This is a genomic window from Plantibacter sp. CFBP 13570 (assembly GCF_014841395.1).
Classification (GTDB): domain Bacteria; phylum Actinomycetota; class Actinomycetes; order Actinomycetales; family Microbacteriaceae; genus Plantibacter; species Plantibacter auratus.
The window spans coordinates 18,632-35,208 of the sequence record NZ_JACYTW010000041.1 but is presented as its reverse complement, the minus strand read 5'-3'; the positions used below and the strand labels follow the sequence as shown (position 1 = coordinate 35,208).

At 70.0% G+C, this 16,577-nt stretch carries 13 protein-coding genes; 7 read left to right on the top strand and 6 right to left on the bottom strand.

Annotated elements, in window-relative coordinates; genetic code table 11:
• Window positions 1–169 precede the first annotated feature (169 nt).
• From IFT89_RS13815 to IFT89_RS13805, 3 genes are all read right to left on the bottom strand, one after another.
• On the bottom strand, window positions 170–1,420 hold the full coding sequence (locus IFT89_RS13815) for a type II toxin-antitoxin system HipA family toxin (protein ID WP_202939251.1): 1,251 nt from the start codon (window positions 1,418–1,420) through the stop codon (window positions 170–172).
• Entirely contained in the window at window positions 1,417–1,734 is a 318-nt protein-coding gene (locus IFT89_RS13810) for a helix-turn-helix domain-containing protein (protein WP_202939250.1), read from the bottom strand. Before IFT89_RS13810 ends, IFT89_RS13815 begins: the two co-directional genes overlap by 4 nt.
• Before the next feature lie 99 nt (window positions 1,735–1,833).
• A complete protein-coding gene (locus IFT89_RS13805; protein WP_202939249.1) occupies window positions 1,834–2,481 on the bottom strand; it encodes a pyridoxal 5'-phosphate synthase in 648 nt (215 codons plus the stop codon).
• A 157-nt stretch (window positions 2,482–2,638) separates the two neighbouring features.
• Here IFT89_RS13805 and IFT89_RS13800 point away from each other — a divergent pair, with 157 nt between their 5' ends.
• The gene (locus IFT89_RS13800; RefSeq protein WP_202939248.1) at window positions 2,639–3,484 is read left to right on the top strand and encodes an alpha/beta fold hydrolase; all 846 of its coding nucleotides are present in this window, start codon (window positions 2,639–2,641) and stop codon (window positions 3,482–3,484) included.
• Between the two features lie 307 nt (window positions 3,485–3,791).
• Here the strand turns inward: IFT89_RS13800 and IFT89_RS13795 are convergent, their stop codons facing one another.
• Complete coding sequence (locus IFT89_RS13795) at window positions 3,792–5,291, bottom strand: PucR family transcriptional regulator (protein WP_202939247.1); 1,500 nt, start codon at window positions 5,289–5,291, stop codon at window positions 3,792–3,794.
• A 73-nt stretch (window positions 5,292–5,364) separates the two neighbouring features.
• Between IFT89_RS13795 and IFT89_RS13790 the strand changes: the two genes are divergently transcribed.
• The 6 genes from IFT89_RS13790 to IFT89_RS13765 all read left to right on the top strand — a co-directional run bounded on the left by IFT89_RS13790 (window position 5,365) and on the right by IFT89_RS13765 (window position 13,499).
• The gene (locus IFT89_RS13790; RefSeq protein ID WP_202939246.1) at window positions 5,365–6,501 is read left to right on the top strand and encodes a DUF917 domain-containing protein; all 1,137 of its coding nucleotides are present in this window, start codon (window positions 5,365–5,367) and stop codon (window positions 6,499–6,501) included.
• Window positions 6,498–8,102 (top strand): hydantoinase/oxoprolinase N-terminal domain-containing protein, encoded by a 1,605-nt coding sequence (locus tag IFT89_RS13785; protein WP_159877291.1) that lies wholly within the window; start codon window positions 6,498–6,500, stop codon window positions 8,100–8,102. Before IFT89_RS13790 ends, IFT89_RS13785 begins: the two co-directional genes overlap by 4 nt.
• Before the next feature lie 118 nt (window positions 8,103–8,220).
• Window positions 8,221–9,813, top strand: coding sequence for an ABC transporter substrate-binding protein (locus tag IFT89_RS13780; RefSeq protein ID WP_079704786.1), 1,593 nt, complete (start codon window positions 8,221–8,223; stop codon window positions 9,811–9,813).
• A 2-nt stretch (window positions 9,814–9,815) separates the two neighbouring features.
• A complete protein-coding gene (locus IFT89_RS13775) occupies window positions 9,816–10,868 on the top strand; it encodes an ABC transporter permease (protein WP_137242513.1) in 1,053 nt (350 codons plus the stop codon).
• Between the two features lie 4 nt (window positions 10,869–10,872).
• Complete coding sequence (locus tag IFT89_RS13770) at window positions 10,873–12,714, top strand: dipeptide/oligopeptide/nickel ABC transporter permease/ATP-binding protein (protein ID WP_202939245.1); 1,842 nt, start codon at window positions 10,873–10,875, stop codon at window positions 12,712–12,714.
• Window positions 12,711–13,499: an ABC transporter ATP-binding protein gene (locus IFT89_RS13765; RefSeq protein WP_137242511.1), complete on the top strand. Its 789-nt coding sequence runs from the start codon at window positions 12,711–12,713 to the stop codon at window positions 13,497–13,499. Before IFT89_RS13770 ends, IFT89_RS13765 begins: the two co-directional genes overlap by 4 nt.
• A gap of 452 nt (window positions 13,500–13,951) precedes the next feature.
• Here IFT89_RS13765 and IFT89_RS13760 read toward each other — a convergent pair whose 3' ends face one another.
• Both IFT89_RS13760 and IFT89_RS13755 read right to left on the bottom strand, forming a co-directional pair.
• Window positions 13,952–15,316, bottom strand: coding sequence for an MFS transporter (locus IFT89_RS13760; protein ID WP_202939244.1), 1,365 nt, complete (start codon window positions 15,314–15,316; stop codon window positions 13,952–13,954).
• A gap of 233 nt (window positions 15,317–15,549) precedes the next feature.
• The gene (locus IFT89_RS13755; RefSeq protein ID WP_138946154.1) at window positions 15,550–16,548 is read right to left on the bottom strand and encodes an ABC transporter substrate-binding protein; all 999 of its coding nucleotides are present in this window, start codon (window positions 16,546–16,548) and stop codon (window positions 15,550–15,552) included.
• Window positions 16,549–16,577 lie beyond the last annotated feature (29 nt).

Here is a 16,577-nt window from a genome sequence, read left to right as displayed (position 1 = left end):
TCCGGGTGCATTTCGACAGGCTCAATGACCGGGTCTACTCGGTCCCTGAGCTTGTCGAAGGGCATTTCGACAGGCTCAATGACCGGGTTCGGGCTCAATGACCGGGTTCGGGCTCAATGACCGGGCTCGGCTCAATGGCCGGGGACTTCCCGGTGGCCGGGCCGCTCGGTCACCGGGAAGGCATCTCCAGGGCGTGGTGCCGGTTGTCGCCGTCGAACGCACGCTCGGCCACGACCGCGGCTTCAGGCGAGATGCCGTAGCCGATCGCGACAGTCCGCCAATCCATCGTGCGCTCCGCTGTTTCGCGGATGATCGAAGCGGCGGCCGTCGCCGAGAGACGGAACGCATCGTGCACGGCGCGGAGTTCGCGGATGTCACGACCGTATCGTTCGCCTCCTTCGGTGATGGGCGTGGCCTCCACTCGGTCTGGGCGCCGGTTCGGTTCCAGGTCGAAGACCGGTGACAGCTTCCAGCCGGTGTGTTGCCGGAGGAACCCGTGGTTCCGAAAATGGTCGTCCACGTTGCCGATGAGCAGGCTGAGTGCGACTCGTCGGAACAGTTCGGCGAGATCCACTCGCGGGGTCGGGCTTGCGAACGCGACTGCTTCGGCCAGATGGACGTACGACAGAGGCTGGTCCTCCGGTTTCGTGGTGAGCGAGTGAGCACTGAGATACCCGATGCGCTGCTCGCCGACGCGGTCGAACCGTTTCGTGAGCAGGATCGACCGGCCCTCGGCGATCCGCTCCAGCTCGAAGGCGGGTGTCTCGACACCTGACTGACGGGCGAGCGCGAGCGCCGTCGCCTCCCAGGCCATCGGGTCGGAGTATTCGGTGTCGCGAGCGAACTTCGCCATCCAGAGTGCGTCGTGATGACGGACGACCGCCTTCGGGCGCGCTCCTCCGGCGCTGGTCCCTGCTTCGATCAGCACCGCGAGCTCCTCGTCGGACTCGGTGCCTGTCTCGAATGCCCGTGCTGCTGCAAGGATCCGTGGCAGGTCGTGAACCTGAGCCACGGGATGGGTGCGTCGCCCGAGGAACGTGCCTTTCGCCGCGAAACGCAAGGCACCCTGGCGTGTTTCGTCATTCACGTGCAGCAGGTAGTCCAGCCCGCTTCGCGCCTGCGTTCCCGCGCGGATGATCCGACGTCCCCAGCTGTCAGGCATGGCATCGCCGAGTGCACCGAGCGATTCACGGCCCGACCACGCACGGAGCGGACCAGCGCTCCGTGGCATGTCCGGCGACAGATCGTAGCCGCGTGGATCGAGGAGGAACGATTCCGCGTATCGGAAGACGATGCCGGGCGCCGCCGACCCCGGGAGCCCGTCGGTCGTGACCCGCCCGGCTGGGACTTCGACGCCGTCTGGCAGGACGACGCTGACGTTCGCCTCGACCAGGTGGTCGGGCGCCAGGTCGACGCTCATCGTTGATCGTCTGAGGGCGTCGCAGGGATCCGGACGCGCTCGACGCCAGCTCGGGCGAAGTTCCGCGAGCCGAAATCGCTCGCCAGAGGATCTGATGCGTCGACGACCTGGGACAGGATCCCGACAGCTCGGAGTGCTGCGAACAGGTTCTCGGAGGAGGTCGATCGTCCGTTCTCGATGGCGCGCAGCGTGTCCCGCGAAATGCCGGCGCGCTCTGCGACGATGTCTGCCGTGAGGCCGACGATCTTGCGCCAGGCTCGGACGTTCGATCCCAGACGGACCATCTCGCGACTCAGACCTGGACCGGCGGCCATGATGACACCTTCTCGTTAATGACGAACACATTCGCCACTATACGCGTTAATGACGGAAATTCTCTCCATATGGAGAGACGCCCGTTGGTTGCCTCCCTGCTACGGCTGCAGGCGGTCCACGATCCAGCCGCCGTCGGCCGCCAGGTAGCGGAGGCGCCGGTGCATGCGGTCGCGACTGGCGTGCCAGAACTCGACCATGTCGGGGACGAGCCGGAACCCGACCCACGTGGCCGGCCGCGGGACATCATCGCCCTCGCGCTCGAGCAACGTGTTCGCCTGCGCGATGAGGGCGTCGAGGGTCTCCTCCGGGCCGTCGCGGAACGGCGTCGACTGGTGGGCGACCGCCGTCGCCGCTCGTGACTTGGGCGATCGGTCGGCGAACAGCGCGTCGGACTCCTCGTCGCTCAACTGCTCGACGCGGCCCTCGAAGCGGAGCTGCTGCATCGTCTCACGCCAGTACACCTGGAGGGCGGCGCTCGGGTTCTCGGCGAGCTGCCCGCCCTTGCGGCTCTCGGTCGAGGAGCCGAAGATCAGGCCGCGATCGTCGAGGGTCTTCACATCGACGGTGCGCGCGCTGACGACACCGATCGAGGTGGCGGTCGCGAGGGTCATCGACCGGGGTTCGCTGACGTCCCGCTCGATCGCTGCGGCGAGCCACTGCTGAGCGAGCAGCATGGGTTCGGCGGGCGGGGTGTCGAACTCGGGCAGCTGCAGGGTGTCGTCTCCGGAGAGGGGTTCGGCGCTCATGTCGCGAGCCTACCCGCGTTGTCCTCGGTCCCGACGGCTGGGGCGCCGGCACAGTCTCCACCGGAACCGTGGTGTCCGGGCACATGGTGCATGGTCAGGCCGCGGGCTAGCCTCGGAACGCCCGCCAGGGAGCACGTTCGAGGAGAGTGAGCACCGCATGCCGTACACCGACACCGACGACGTCTCGATCTACTACGAGGTGGAGGGCGACCCCGCCGACCCGGTGATCGTGCTCATCGCGGGCGGCGGCGCGCAGCTGCTCACCTGGCGCGACCCGTTCCGGGCCATGCTCGTGGACGAGGGCTTCCGCGTCGTGCGGTTCGACAACCGCGACGTCGGTTTCTCGCAGCGGTTCGGCGGCGAGACCGACCTCGACGGCGGGTACTCGCTCGGCGACATGGGCGACGACGTCCTGCGGGTGCTCGACCACCTCGGGGTCGAGCAGGCGCACCTCGTCGGGCACTCGATGGGCGGCATGATGGCGCAGATGGTCGCGCTCGACCATCCGGAGCGCGTGCTGAGCCTCGGTCTGCTGTCCACGATCCCTGGCCAGGACCCGCGCTACATCCTGCACGGCGACCGGCGCGAGCTGCTCGTCGCGCCTGTGTGGTACACCCGGGAGGAGTCCGTCGCCGCGATGGCGGAGCTCGCCGCACCCGTGCCCGGCGCGCGCTACCAGCCGGACACGGCCTGGGAGGTGTGGGCGACGGGGGAGGCCTACGACCGCGGCTACGCGCCGGAGGGCTTCAGCCGGCAGTGGGCGGCGCTGCTACGTGCGCCCGAGCGACTCGAACGGTTGCGCGACGTGACCGTGCCGGCCCTCGTGCTCCACGGTCGCGAGGACGACGTCCTGCACTGGACCTCCGCCGTGGACATCGCCCAGGCGATGCCGGCGGCCGAGCTCCACGTCCTGCCAGGCATGGGGCACCTCATCCCCGCCGAGCTCTGGCCGACGCTCGCCGCCGGCATCGTCCGGGTGACGAGGAGTTCGTCCGGTCATTGAGCCTGTCGAAATGCGGCACGGAGGACGTGTAGCCGACGGGAAGGCACCTCGTGGGCCCTTCGACAGGCTCAGGGACCGGGAAGACCTGTGCCCGGTCATTGAGCTTGTCGAAATGCGGCACGGAGGACGTGTAGCCGACGGGAAGGCACCTCGTGGGCCCTTCGACAGGCTCAGGGACCGGGAAGACCTGTGCCCGGTCATTGAGCTTGTCGAAATGCAGCAAAGAGGACGTGTCGCCGACGGGAGGGCTATGCGTGGGCCCTTCGACACGCGGTTCCTGAACCTGTCGAAGGGCAGGGACCGGGGCCTACGGCATACCGATGAGCCGCACCCGGCAGGCGAGCTCCGCGGCGAAGCGGACGTCCGGGTCGGCGAGGTCGAGTTCGAGCGACTGCTCGATGCGCCGGATCCGGTAGTTCACCGCGTTCGGATGCAGGTTCAGCTCGGCCCCGGCACGCGCCAGCGAGTTCCGATGGCTGAGGTAGGAGAGGAGCGTCCGCACCGAGATCGTGGCCCGCTCCGGCCCGAGGGCGTCGAGCGGCGAGAGGATGTCGTCGAGCAGTGTCCGGCTGAGCGGTGAGGCGTAGAAGTCGAGGAGGACCCGGCGGAGCCCGGTGACGTCCGTCGCCTCCATGGTGCCGAAGCGACCACCCGCGATGGCGGCCTCCGCCGCGACCCGCGCCTCGGTCGCCGACTGCCGGAGCCCCGCCGCCCCGCTCTGCGGCGTCCCGAGCCCGACGGTGAACGTCCACTCCGGCACCGCGATCGTCGAGGCGTGCGCGACGATCCGCTCCATCACGTCGCGCAGTCGCCGCTGGTGGTCGGGTGCGCCGAGCTCCTCCGAGGAGATGACCACGATCTCGTCGCGTCGCATCGCGAGGTGCCACTGTTCCTCGCGCTGGTCGACGAGTTGCAGTGCGAAGAGCTCGACGGAGGGCGCGAGGACCGTGGGTGCGCGGCGGTCGGGATCACTCGCGTGCTTCGGGGTCAGCCACGCCACCGCGTGCGACAGCTGCAGCGGCAGGCCGGCCCGGACCGCGTCCATCGCGAAGCCGTCGATGCGGGACGATTCGGCGAAGATCAGCTCGATGATGAGCTCCGCCCGCGAGCGAACCGAACCGAACCGTCCGTGCAGTTCCCGTTGCAAAGCGCGCGAGAGGACGGAGGCGATGACCGGGAGGGCGATCGCCGCGGCCGGGTCGTCGCGCTCGGCGTGGACCCGGCCGATGGGGATCTCACCGATGCACACCGCGTCCGGTTCGAGCCAGCTCGCGCTCGCATCCTCGACGAGCGTGACCGGCACCCCGAGCGTCGTGCTGGCGACCTCGAGGATCGCCTCCCGCACGCCGACACCCGACGCCTGCTCCGCTTCGGCCGCGGACGCGCTGATCACCCGTTGGATCGCGAACTCGGCGCGCGACATCGCCTCCTCGGCACCACCGCGGATCGTGCGGTCCATGAGCACGGCGAGGTCGGAGGCGATGCCCCCGCTCATGATCACCGGCAGACCACCGCGGTCCGCGAGGGCCCGCGAGGTCTCGGCGACGGGGAAGGCGCCGACGAACACGAGTCCGGCGCAGCCCGCGGCGATGGCCCGGCGGATGGCGATGTCGACCTGGTACGGCCTCGGGACGGCGCCGTCGGGGGGCGTCACGATGGCGATGGAGTGCTCGGTCGCGTCGTTCAGCTCGTCGAGCGCGAGGATCTCGACGCCGGTGACCGGGATGCCAGCAGGGGAGCCGGCGACGCAGCGGGCGCCGAGATGCTCGGCTTGGAGGATGACGTCGGCGACGGTGACTTGGGCCATGAGCACATTCTGCCCCGATTGTGTGGGCCACGGGAACATTGTCGTGGTTCCCCGCCCTGCCTACGCTCGGTACATGTCAACGAACCACCCCGCTGCACGCTCCGCAGCGTCGGCCACGCCGATCACCAGCATCACCCTGGCCGACGTGCCGGCGCTCGCCGCAGGATGCGCCATCTTCGGTACCGGTGGCGGCGGCGCGGTGCAGACCCCGCAGCTCGGCGTCGAGATCGCCCTGGAGCAGTTCGGTCCGGTCCCCGTCAAACAGGTCGCCGACCTCGACGCGGACGACGTGGTCGTCGCCATGTCCGGCATCGGCGCCCCTTCGGTGGGCTTCGAGATGCTCGGCGCGAGCGGCCAGGCAGAGATCATCGTCGAGGAGATCGAGCGCCTCACCGGCAAGCGCATCACCACGATCATGGCGACGGAGATCGGCGGCAGCAACGGCGTCGGCCCCGTCGGCTGGGCCGCGAGCCTCGGTCTCAGCATCCTCGACGCCGACGGCATGGGACGCGCCTTCCCGGAAGCGCCGATGACCGCGATGAACGTCGCGAACCTCCCGCCCGGGTACGCCGTCCTGAGCGACGTGATCGGCAACGTCTCGATCCTGCGGCCCGTCAGCCTCGCCTGGCTCGAGCGCCACGCCCGCGCCCTCACCGTGGCCAGCGGCGCGATCTCGATCGGCGCCAACTACGTCATGGACCGCGACACCGTCCGCGGCGCGGTCATCGAGGGCAGCGTCAGCCGCGCCGTGCAGGTCGGGCGCCGGCTCCTCACCGCCACCGACCCCGTCGGCGCGCTCACGGACGAACTCGGCGCGTCCCTCATCACGGGCGGCAAGGTCGTCGACATCGAGCGGCGCACCGAGGGCGGGTTCACCCGCGGTTCCGTCACGGTCGAGGGGATCGGCGAGCACCGCGGTCGCCTCACCCGCGTGGAGATCCAGAACGAGAACCTCGTCGTCATGGAGGACGGAGCGGTCATCGTCAGCGTCCCCGACCTCGTCACGATCGTCGACTCCGAGACGGGCGACGCGATCTCCACCGAGATGCTGCGCTTCGGGCAGCGGGTGAGCGTCCTCGCCTGGGCGTGCGATCCACTGTGGCGCACCGCGCGCGGCCTCGAACTCGCCGGCCCGCGCGCGTTCGGCTACGACCTCGACTACGAGCCCTTCGGCGTGAGCGCCGACGAGACCATTGGAGCGAGCCGATGAGCGCCGGCACCAGCACCGTCACCGACACCTCGGGCGAACTCGCGATCGGCATCGACGTCGGCGGGACCAACACCGACGCCGTCGCGCTCTCGGGCACGGGCGAGGTCGTCTCGTGGACGAAACAGCCCACCACCCGCGACGTCACCGGCGGTATCCGGGCGGCGCTCGCCGAGGTCCTCGACCAGCTCGGCGACGACCGGGGCCTCGTCACCCGCGTCATGCTCGGCACCACCCACGCGACCAACGCGATCGTCAACCGTCGCGACCTCGGACGCGTCGTCGTCATCCGGCTGGGCTCGCCCGCCGCCACCTCGCTCCCGCCGCTCGCCGGCTGGCCGCGGGAACTGCGCGACGTCGTCCTCGCGGGGAGCATCCTCGCCGGCGGCGGCCACCTCGTCGACGGCTACCCGATCGCCCCGCTCGACCGCGACCTCATCCGCCGGGAGCTCGACGCCCTGGCCGGCACCTTCGACGCGGTCGCCGTCTGCGGCATCTTCAGCCCGTCGTTCCCCGAGCAGGAGCTCGAGGTCGAGGCGCTCGTCCAGGACCACGTCGGGGTCGACATCCCGGTGTCGCTCAGTCACGAGATCGGCGCGCTCGGGTTGTTGGAACGCGAGAACGCGACGGTCCTGAACGCGTCCCTCTACGCCGTCGCCCGCGACGTCACGAACGCGCTCACGACCGTCGTCGCCGAGGAGCGACTCGACGCGACCACGTACTTCGCCCAGAACGACGGCACGCTCATGGCCGTCGAGTACGCGGCGCGTTACCCGGTGCTCACGATCGGTTCCGGGCCGGCGAACTCCATCCGCGGCGCCGCCTTCCTCTCCGGCGCCGACAACGCGATCATCATCGACGTCGGCGGCACGACGAGCGACCTCGGCGTGCTCGTCGACCGGTTCCCCCGCGAGTCGACCCTGCCCCGCGAGGTCGGTGGCGTGCGGACGAACTTCCGCATGCCCGACATCCTGAGCGTCGGCCTCGGCGGCGGCACGATCGTCGACACCGCGACCGGTGTCCCGCGGCACGACTCGGTCGGCTACCGGCTCACCGAGGAGGCGCTGCTGTTCGGCGGCACCACCCCGACCCTGACCGACGCGGCCTCGCTCCAGTTCGGCATCGCCGACCGCGAGCTGCCGCCCCTCGACCGCGTGACCCGCCAAGCACTCGAGCACGCGCTCGGTGTCGCCCACGAACGCATCGAGTCCGCCGTCGAGCGCATGTCGCTCGGCCGCACCGGCCTCCCACTCGTCGTCGTCGGCGGCGGAGGATTCCTCGTCCCGGACGCCGTCCTCGGCGCGAGCGAGGTCCTGCGCCCGGCGCGCGGCAACGTCGCCAACGCCGTGGGCGCGGCCATCGCGCTCGCCGGTGGGCGCTCCGATCAGCTCTGCGACTTCGCCGACCGCGCAGCCGCCATCGAGGAGGCAGGACGCTCCGCGATCGAGAAGGCGATCCAGGCCGGCGCAGACCCGCGCTCGGTCGAGATCGTCGACGTGCTCGAGACCCCCGTCTCGTACGCGACCCGCCCCACCCTGAAGGTCTCCGTGAAGGCGGCGGGTCCCCTCGCCCGCATCGGCACGGCGACTCGACAGCGCATCTGACGCACCACAGCACCAGCACAGCCCTCCACCAGCACCAGCACCAGCACCAGCACGGCACCTCACCCCATCTGATCCGGCCACCCGCGCACCACGGCCACCCGAGTACGAAGGATCCAGCATGAACAGCAAGCGGAAAGCCGCGGCGGCACTCGCCACCGCGGCCCTCACCGCGGTGGCCCTCACCGCGTGCACCTCCTCGCAATCCTCCGATTCCTCCGGCGAGTACGTCTCCGGCGGCACCTTCGTCACCGCGATGAGCGGCGACCCCGGCAGCCTCGTCCCCATGACGGGCATCAGCCTCGAGGCCCGCGAGATCATCAGCTTCCACTACGAGTCGCTCGTGTACGTCAACGCCGACGGCGAGCTCCTGCCCTGGCTGGCCGAGAGCTGGGAGGAGGACGCGAGCTCCACCTCCATCACCTACACGCTCAAGGACGGCATCACCTGCGCCGACGGCACGCCGTTCACCGCGGAGACCGCCGCGGCGAACATCACCTACAACGCCGACCCGGCCAACGCGACCTTCTACTACGGCGCGCAGGTCTCCGAGCGGATGACCGCGACCGCCGACGGCAATCAGCTCACCGTCACGAGCACGACGCCCGACCCGTTCATCCTCGCCAACACGGGCACCGTCGAGATGGTCTGCCAGGCCGGGCTCGACGACCCCGACTCCCTCGTCGAGACGATGAACGGCACCGGCCTCTTCGCCCTCGACAAGGCGACCCCAGGCTCCAGCTACACCTTCACCAAGCGCGACGACTACACCTGGGGCCCGGAGGACGTCACGAGCGACACCAAGGGCCTGCCGGACACCTTCGAGGTCCGCGTCGTCACCGACCCCGGGACCGCCGCGAACCTGCTGCTCTCCGGTGACGTGAACGCCGCGAGCATCGGCGGCGCCGACCAGGACCGCGTCGAGGCCGCCGGTCTCGGCAGCGAGGGCGTGCGCAACCCGATCGGCGAGATGCTCTTCAACGAGCGCCCGGAGCGCCCCACCTCCGACCCGCTCGTCCGCGAAGCGCTCGTCACCGCGATCGACCGCGAGCAGGTCGGTGAGGTCGTCACCGACGGCACCGCCGAGGAGTCCAAGTCGCTCGTCGTGAAGAGCCCGTACCTCTGCGTGGCCGACGGCCCGCAGTGGACGCTCCCCGAGACGGACGTCGAGAAGTCCGGCGAGCTCCTCGACGAGGCGGGCTGGACGCTCGGTTCCGACGGCAAGCGCTCGAAGGACGGCGAGCCGCTGACGATCAAGTTCATCTACGACGCGGCCACCCCGAGCCACGCGGCCGCGGCCGAGCTCGTGCAGCAGACCTGGGACGAGCTGGGCGTCACGACGGAGCTCTCGGGCAACGACGCGAACGCCTGGTCCGAGCAGCTGTTCTCGACCTTCGACTGGGACACCGGCTTCGTGCAGATCGCTCCGGGCGGACCGGTCATCGTGAACACCTTCTTCGGTGGCGAGACCCCGGACAAGGGCGGTAACAACTTCATGTTCGTCGACAACCCGGAGTACGACGCGCTCGCCGAGCAGGCTAAGACGGCCAGCCCGGAGGAGACCTGCGACCTCTGGCAGCAGGCCGAAGCGAAGCTCATCGAGCGGACGGACGTGTTCCCGATCGCCGACGCGCAGGACTTCCTGTACCTGAACGGCGCCGAGGTCGAGCGTCCGAACTTCATCCGCCCGACGAGCATCCGGATGGTCGGCTGATCATGACGATCCCCTCGACCGTGACCACCGAGCAGGCCACCGACCCGGCCACGGGCCCCGGCGGCCCGGCGGTCGCGCGTCGAGGGGGTCGCGGCGTCCTCGGCGGACTCTCCCCGCGGACCTCGTTCATCCTCCGACGACTGGGCCGGGTGCTCGTCTCCCTCGCCATCGTCATCGTCGCGACGTTCCTGATCGTGCAGCTCGTGCCGGGCGACCCGGTGCGGGCTGCGCTCGGGAACAGCGCGACCCCGGAACTCGTCGAGCGGACGCGCGCCGACCTCGGCCTGAACGTGCCGGTGCCGGAGCAGTTCGTCAACTACGTCAGCGGGCTGTTCCGCGGCGACTTCGGCACGGCGATCGGGTCGCAGCGGCCGGTCGCCGACACGATCGCGCAGCGGTTCCCGGTGACGCTCACCCTCGCGGTCGCGTCCTTCCTCCTCGCGGCGATCGGCGCCTTCCCCATCGGTGTCGCGACCGCGGTGTCCTCGCGCACCGGCCGCCGCCGCCTCGCCGACCTCGGCGTCTCGGGTCTACTCGGCGTGCTGATCGCCATCCCGAGCCTCCTGCTCGCCGTCGGTCTCATCGCCGTGTTCAGCATCGGGCTCAAGGTGCTCCCGGCCGCCGGCTGGGGAGGCTTCGACCAGGCGATCCTGCCGGTGGTGGCCCTCGCGGTCGGTCCGATGGCGTATCTGGCCCGCATCGTGCACGTGGAGATGCTGGCCGTCCTCGAGATGCCGTACATGACCACGGCACGGAGCAAGCGCCTGCCGACGCACCTCGTCTACCTCCGGCACGCGCTGCCGAACATGGTGACGTCCACACTCACGATCGGCGGCATCATCCTCACGGGCATGGTCGCCGGCACCGTGCTCATCGAGACGGTCTTCGCCATCCCCGGTCTCGGGACGAGCATCGTCTCGTCGATCACCTCGAAGGACTACCCGATGATCCAGGGCATCGTGCTCGTGTACGCGATCCTCGTCCTCGGCCTCAACCTCCTCATCGACATCGCGCTCGCGACGATCGATCCGCGCTCCTCGATCACGGAGGGCTGAGCTCATGAGCACCCGTCCGACCACCTCCAGTCCCACCCCCTCACGCCGGTCCCCGGTGCTCGACCGTCTCCGCACCCCGCGCGGCCTGACCGGCGCGATCGGAGCGCTCCTCATCATCGTGGTCGCGGTCGTCGGCCCGACCGTCTGGGGGTCCGCCGCCGACACGACGTCCGTGGCCGACCGCCTCGCCGGTGCGAGCCTCGCCCACCCCTTCGGCACCGACGAGCTCGGACGCGACGTCTTCGCCCGGGTCATGGTCGCCACCCGGGTGTCCGTGCTGCTGACCCTCGGCGCGACGGCGATCTCCGTCATCGGCGGCGTCCTGCTCGGGGCCGTCGCGACGGTCCTGCCTCGACCGCTCCGCAGACTCGTCACCGCACTCATCGACATCCTGTTGTCGTTCCCGTGGCTCCTGATGGCCCTGTTCTTCTCGGTGATCTGGGGTGCGAGCGCCACCGGTGCGATGCTCGCCGTCGGGTTCGCCGGCGTGCCGACCTTCGCCCGCCTCACCTACACGCTCGCGTCGTCGCTCATCGGTCGCGACTACGTGAAGGCCGCGCGGATCGCCGGCGTCGGGCAAGCGGAGGTGCTCGTCCGGCACGTCATGCCGAACATGCTGCCGCCCATGCTCGTGAACGCGGCGGTCTCCGCTTCCGGCACGCTGCTCGCCTTCGCCGGCCTGTCCTTCCTCGGTCTCGGGGTGCAGGCGCCCGAGTACGACTGGGGTCGCCTCCTCGGCCTCGGTATCGCCCGCATCTACGGCAACCCGATGGCGGCGATCGGTCCCGGCATCGCGCTCGTCGTGTGCGGCGTCATCTTCACGCAGCTCGGCGAGCTCTGGAACGAGTCGTCGAAGCGGTTGCTCGGCCTGCCGGCACCGGCGCGGCGTCGTGGCTCACGTGCGGCGACCGAGGCCGCCACGGCGGCCGTCCCCACCGAGGACGCACCCGTCGTCGAGGTCCGCGACCTCCGCGTCGCCTTCCCGGACCGCGACGGCCGTCTCGTCGAGCGTGTCCACGGCATCAGCCTCACGATCATGCCCGGCGAGGTCGTCGGTGTCGTCGGCGAGTCCGGATCGGGCAAGTCGGTGAGCGCGATGGCGATCGCCGCCCTCCTCGGGCCCGACTCCTCGGTGCAGGCCTCGGAGCTGAGCTTCCGCGGGATCGACATGACCGCACCGCTGACGAAGGCCGAGCGCAGCCGCCTCGGCCTCGAGCTGGCGATGGTCTTCCAGGACCCGCTCACTTCGCTCAACCCTTCGCTCACGATCGGCAAGCAGCTCCGCGAGACCGTCGAGGTCCATGAGGGGCTGTCGGCGGCCGAGTCGACGAAGCGCGCCGAGGCCGCACTCGAGTCGGTGCGGATCCCGCTTCCGGCCAAGCGCCTGAAGCAGTTCCCGCACGAGCTGTCCGGCGGCATGCGCCAGCGGGCCATGATCGGCATGGGGCTCATGGGACGCCCGAAGCTGCTCATCGCCGACGAGCCCACGACGGCGCTCGACGTGACGGTGCAGCGCCAGGTCCTCCGCGTGCTCCACGAGGCGCAGGAGCAGACGGGCGCTGCGATCCTGCTCATCTCGCACGACATCGCCCTCGTCAGCGGGTTCTGCGACCGCATCCTCGTCATGAAGGACGGCCGCATCGTCGAATCGCTCGACGCCGACCGCCTCCACGAGGCGCGGCACCCGTACACCCGCGGGCTCATCGCCTGCGTCCCCGACATGACCTCCGACCGCACCATGCCGCTCCCGGTCATCGGTGAGTCGTTCTCGGTCCCTGAGCCTGTCGAAGGGCCGGTCCCTGAGCTTGTCGAAGGGCCCATCACCACCGAAGGACAGCGCGCATGACCGGTCTCGAGTTCTCCGGCCTCACGGTCCGCTACGGCCACGGCGCGTCCGCGCACACCGCGGTCGACGGCTTCGACCTGACGGTCCGCCCGGGCACGTCCCACGGCCTCGTGGGGGAGTCCGGCTCGGGCAAGTCGACGGTCGCCGCGGCCGCCGTCGGTCTCGTCATCCCGAGCGCCGGCGGCATCCGACTGAACGGCGCCGACATCGTCGGGCGCTCGTCCGCTGCTCGTCGTGCGCGTCGACGCGTGCAACTCGTCTTCCAGGACCCGTACTCCGCGCTCGACCCACGCATGCCGATCGGTCTGTCGATCGCCGAGGGGTCCCGGGCGACCGGGCGCTCCTGGAGCCGCTCCGAGCAGCGGTCCCGGGTGGGCGAGCTGCTCGAGCGCGTGCACATCGACCCGGACCGGGCTGGCGACCTGCCGTCGGCGTTCTCGGGCGGTCAGCGGCAGCGCATCACGATCGCCCGAGCGCTCGCGGCCGAACCGGAGGTCCTGATCGCCGACGAGATCACCTCGGCGCTCGACGTGTCGGTGCAGGGCGTCGTCCTCAACCTGCTGCGCGAGCTGCAGCGTGAGCTCGAACTCACGGTGCTGTTCATCTCCCACAACCTCGCCGTCGTGAACTACATGTGCGACACGGTGAGCGTCATGCAGGCCGGCCGGGTCGTCGAGGCGGGCCCCACGGCCACCGTCCTCGCTGCTCCCGAGGACGCCTACACCCGAGAGCTCCTGGCCTCCGTGCCCGTGATGGGCCGTCGCATGACCTGGGACGAGGACTAGCCAGGGACCGGGGGTCACCGGGTCGGCCTCTTCCGGTCACTGAGCTTGTCGAAGTGCCCACGGGTGACGTCGCCCTTCGACAGGCTCAGGGACCGGGTCTGCGGGCCAGAGCCCTCCCAATTACTGAGCGCACCTCTTCGGGTCACTGAGCTTGTCGAAGTGCCCACGGGTGACGTCGCCCTTCGACAGGCTCAGGGACCGCGTCTGCGGGCCAGAGCCCTCCCAATTACTGAGCGCACCTCTCCCGGTCACTGAGCTTGTCGAAGTGCCCACGGGTGACGTCGCCCTTCGACAGGCTCAGGGACCGGGTCTGCCGGGTTGGCCTGGTTCCGGTCACTGAGCTCACTTCTTTCGGTCACTGAGCTCACCTCCGCCGGTCACTGAGCTTGTCGAAGTGCCCACGGGTGACGTCGCCCTTCGACAGGCGCAGGGACCGGGGGGGGGGGGACAGGTCAGCCGCGCTGCTTGCGCGGCAGGGTCTCCGGGAGGAACGCGATCCCGACGATGCCGATCGCGCTGAGCACCAGCAGGTACGCCGCCACCAACCACGGTGCGCCACCGCTCGCGGCGACGAGCGCGGTCGCGACCAGCGGGACCGTCCCGCCGACGAGGGCGGCCGGGATCTCCCGCGAGAGTGCGATGCCGCTCCAGCGCATCGAGGTCGGGAAGATCTCGGCGAGCAGTGCACCCGAGGTGCCGATGGTGGCCCCCTGGATGACGGCGAGGCCCAGGATGAGGCCCAGGGCGACGAGGGCCGACTGCTCCGTGTCGTAGAGCAGGAACATCGGGAACGCGTAGAGCACCCCGAAGATCGCGGCACCCATGAGGACCGGCTTGCGGCCGATGCGGTCGGCGAGTCGACCGAACAGCAGCGCCGTCGGGATGGTGAGGACCTCGGCGACGATGAGGCCGATGAGCGCCTCCGTCGGGTTCACGCTCAGGGTGCCCGTGACGTACGACAGCGAGAACACCTGCACGACGTAGACCCACGGCAGCGCGAACGCGAAGAGCCCCATGCCGCAGAGGATCACCCGCCAGTGCGAGCGGATGGCGCCGACCAGTGGTGCCGAGGTGACCGCGCCGCGCTCCTCGGCACTCTCGAACGCCTTCGTCTCCTTGACCCGCAGACGGAAGTACAGCGCGAACGCGACGATGACGACGCTCGCGAGGAACGGGATCCGCCAGCCCCAGCTCTGGAACTGCTCGATCGGGAGCGTGCTGACCACGGCGAAGACGGTGGTCGCGAGCGCCATGCCCACGTAGACGGAGGCGCCGGGGAACGACGCGGCGAACGCGCGGTGCTTCACATCGGCGGACTCGCTCGCCATCGTGATCGCGCCGGCGAATTCGGCGCCCGAGCCCATGCCCTGGAAGATCCGCAGCACGATGAGCAGGATCGGCGCCCAGATGCCGATGGCGTCGGCGGTGGGGAGGAGGCCGATGAAGGTGGTCGCGACGCCCATGAAGAGGAGCGTGATGAGCAACGTCGGTTTGCGCCCGAGCTTGTCGCCGTAGTGGGCGAAGATCAGGCCGCCGATCGGGCGGGCACCGAAGCCGACCGCGAAGCCGGCGAACGCGCCGAGCAGGCCGGCGAGGTCACCGGCGCCGGGGAAGAACAGCGGCGCGAACACGAGCGCGGAGGCCAGCCCGTAGAGGGTGAAGTCGTACCACTCGATGACGGTGCCGACCGAGCTGGCGAGGATGGCGCGGCGACGCTGCACCCGGGAGTCGAGGCCGTCGCGATCGATGTCGCTCTGGCCGACGGCGGTGGTGTCTGCTCCGCGTGGGTCGCTCTCGCGCGCGCTCTGGATGGCCATGGCACTCCTTCGTGTTGGGCGCACCCGGACGGCCGGGACGCCTGACGAGGCTACCGGCCGTCTGGAGGCTCAGCCCATGTGCGGTCGGCACACTCCGGAGCCGATCCGGTGCGTCGGGAGCACACGGGGTGGGGTTCGCACGAGCGGCGCGCCCCACCCCGGACGATCACCGAGCTTGTCGAGGTGCAGGAGAGAACCAGCGCCCTTCGACAGGCTCAGGGACCGGGTGCTCGCTACAGCGCCTTCGACTCGCGGAGGATCCCGGCGAGCGTCTCCATCTGCTTCGCCTGCGACGTGTAGTCGAGGGCGGCGGTGTTCCAGGAGTGGATCTGACCGGCGACGAGTGCCGGGTGCGAGGCGAAGGTCGCCTGCGCCTCGAGGTCGCTCTGCTGGAAGCCCTCGACGTTGACGAGCAGGACGTCACCGGTCATCGCCTGGCCCGCGTTCTCCCAGCTGTAGATGTCCCAGTAGTAGTAGCCGTCCGGGTTCGCGTTCGTGTACGTCACGCCGAGTTCGCTGTACAGCTCCGTCTCCGGCTCGTCCTGCGGCTTGACGACGTAGATGCCGCTCGCGTCCGCATACATCTGCGTGACCTCGAGGTCGGTCTCCTTCGCCGCGGCGGTCAGGTCTGCTGCAGCGGCGTCGTATTTCTCCTTCGCCGCGGCGATGGTGTCCTCGTCGGCTCCGAGCGCCTCGGACAGCTTGTTGAGCGAGGCGATGACGTCGGCACCCTTGCCGCCGACCTTGATGGCGACGACCGGAGCGATCTTCTCCAGCTGCTCCTGCTGCTCGACGTCGGCGACGCCGTAGTACGGACCCTTGAGGTCGAGCGTGCCGTCGCGGTCGGTCGGGTAGATCCCGGTCACGATGAGGTCGGGTGCCGCCTCGGCGAGTGCCTCGAGGTCGATCTCGCCGTAGCTGTTGCCGACGATGGCCGTGTCGCCGAGGTCGTAGTCCGAGAACCGTTTGTCGGTGGCGACGTCGACGCGACCGAAGACCGCGACGGGGTCGATGCCGTTGCCGTGCAGGCCGAGCGCGTAGTCGGCGAAGCTCGCGACACGCTTCGGCTGCTCGTCGAGCTTGACCGTGGTGCCGGTGTCGTCGGTGTAGCTCCAGGCGCCGCTGCTGTCGGCGTCGGATGCGGCGGTGGGGGAGCAGCCGGCGAGGCCGACCAGGGCGAGCGCCGGCACGAGTACGAGTGCGGCGCGGCGGAGGCGTGAAGAGATCGTCATGATACTTAGGGTAGCCGAACCTAAGTCAC

Coding starts and splice junctions, on each gene's coding strand:
- IFT89_RS13795 (WP_202939247.1), bottom strand. CDS start 5,291: ATGGCCCAAGTCACCGTCGCCGACGTCATCCTCCAAGCCGAGCATCTC.
- IFT89_RS13815 (WP_202939251.1), bottom strand. CDS start 1,420: ATGAGCGTCGACCTGGCGCCCGACCACCTGGTCGAGGCGAACGTCAGC.
- IFT89_RS13800 (WP_202939248.1), top strand. CDS start 2,639: ATGCCGTACACCGACACCGACGACGTCTCGATCTACTACGAGGTGGAG.
- IFT89_RS13770 (WP_202939245.1), top strand. CDS start 10,873: ATGAGCACCCGTCCGACCACCTCCAGTCCCACCCCCTCACGCCGGTCC.
- IFT89_RS13765 (WP_137242511.1), top strand. CDS start 12,711: ATGACCGGTCTCGAGTTCTCCGGCCTCACGGTCCGCTACGGCCACGGC.
- IFT89_RS13760 (WP_202939244.1), bottom strand. CDS start 15,316: ATGGCCATCCAGAGCGCGCGCGAGAGCGACCCACGCGGAGCAGACACC.
- IFT89_RS13755 (WP_138946154.1), bottom strand. CDS start 16,548: ATGACGATCTCTTCACGCCTCCGCCGCGCCGCACTCGTACTCGTGCCG.
- IFT89_RS13810 (WP_202939250.1), bottom strand. CDS start 1,734: ATGGCCGCCGGTCCAGGTCTGAGTCGCGAGATGGTCCGTCTGGGATCG.
- IFT89_RS13790 (WP_202939246.1), top strand. CDS start 5,365: ATGTCAACGAACCACCCCGCTGCACGCTCCGCAGCGTCGGCCACGCCG.
- IFT89_RS13780 (WP_079704786.1), top strand. CDS start 8,221: ATGAACAGCAAGCGGAAAGCCGCGGCGGCACTCGCCACCGCGGCCCTC.
- IFT89_RS13775 (WP_137242513.1), top strand. CDS start 9,816: ATGACGATCCCCTCGACCGTGACCACCGAGCAGGCCACCGACCCGGCC.
- IFT89_RS13785 (WP_159877291.1), top strand. CDS start 6,498: ATGAGCGCCGGCACCAGCACCGTCACCGACACCTCGGGCGAACTCGCG.
- IFT89_RS13805 (WP_202939249.1), bottom strand. CDS start 2,481: ATGAGCGCCGAACCCCTCTCCGGAGACGACACCCTGCAGCTGCCCGAG.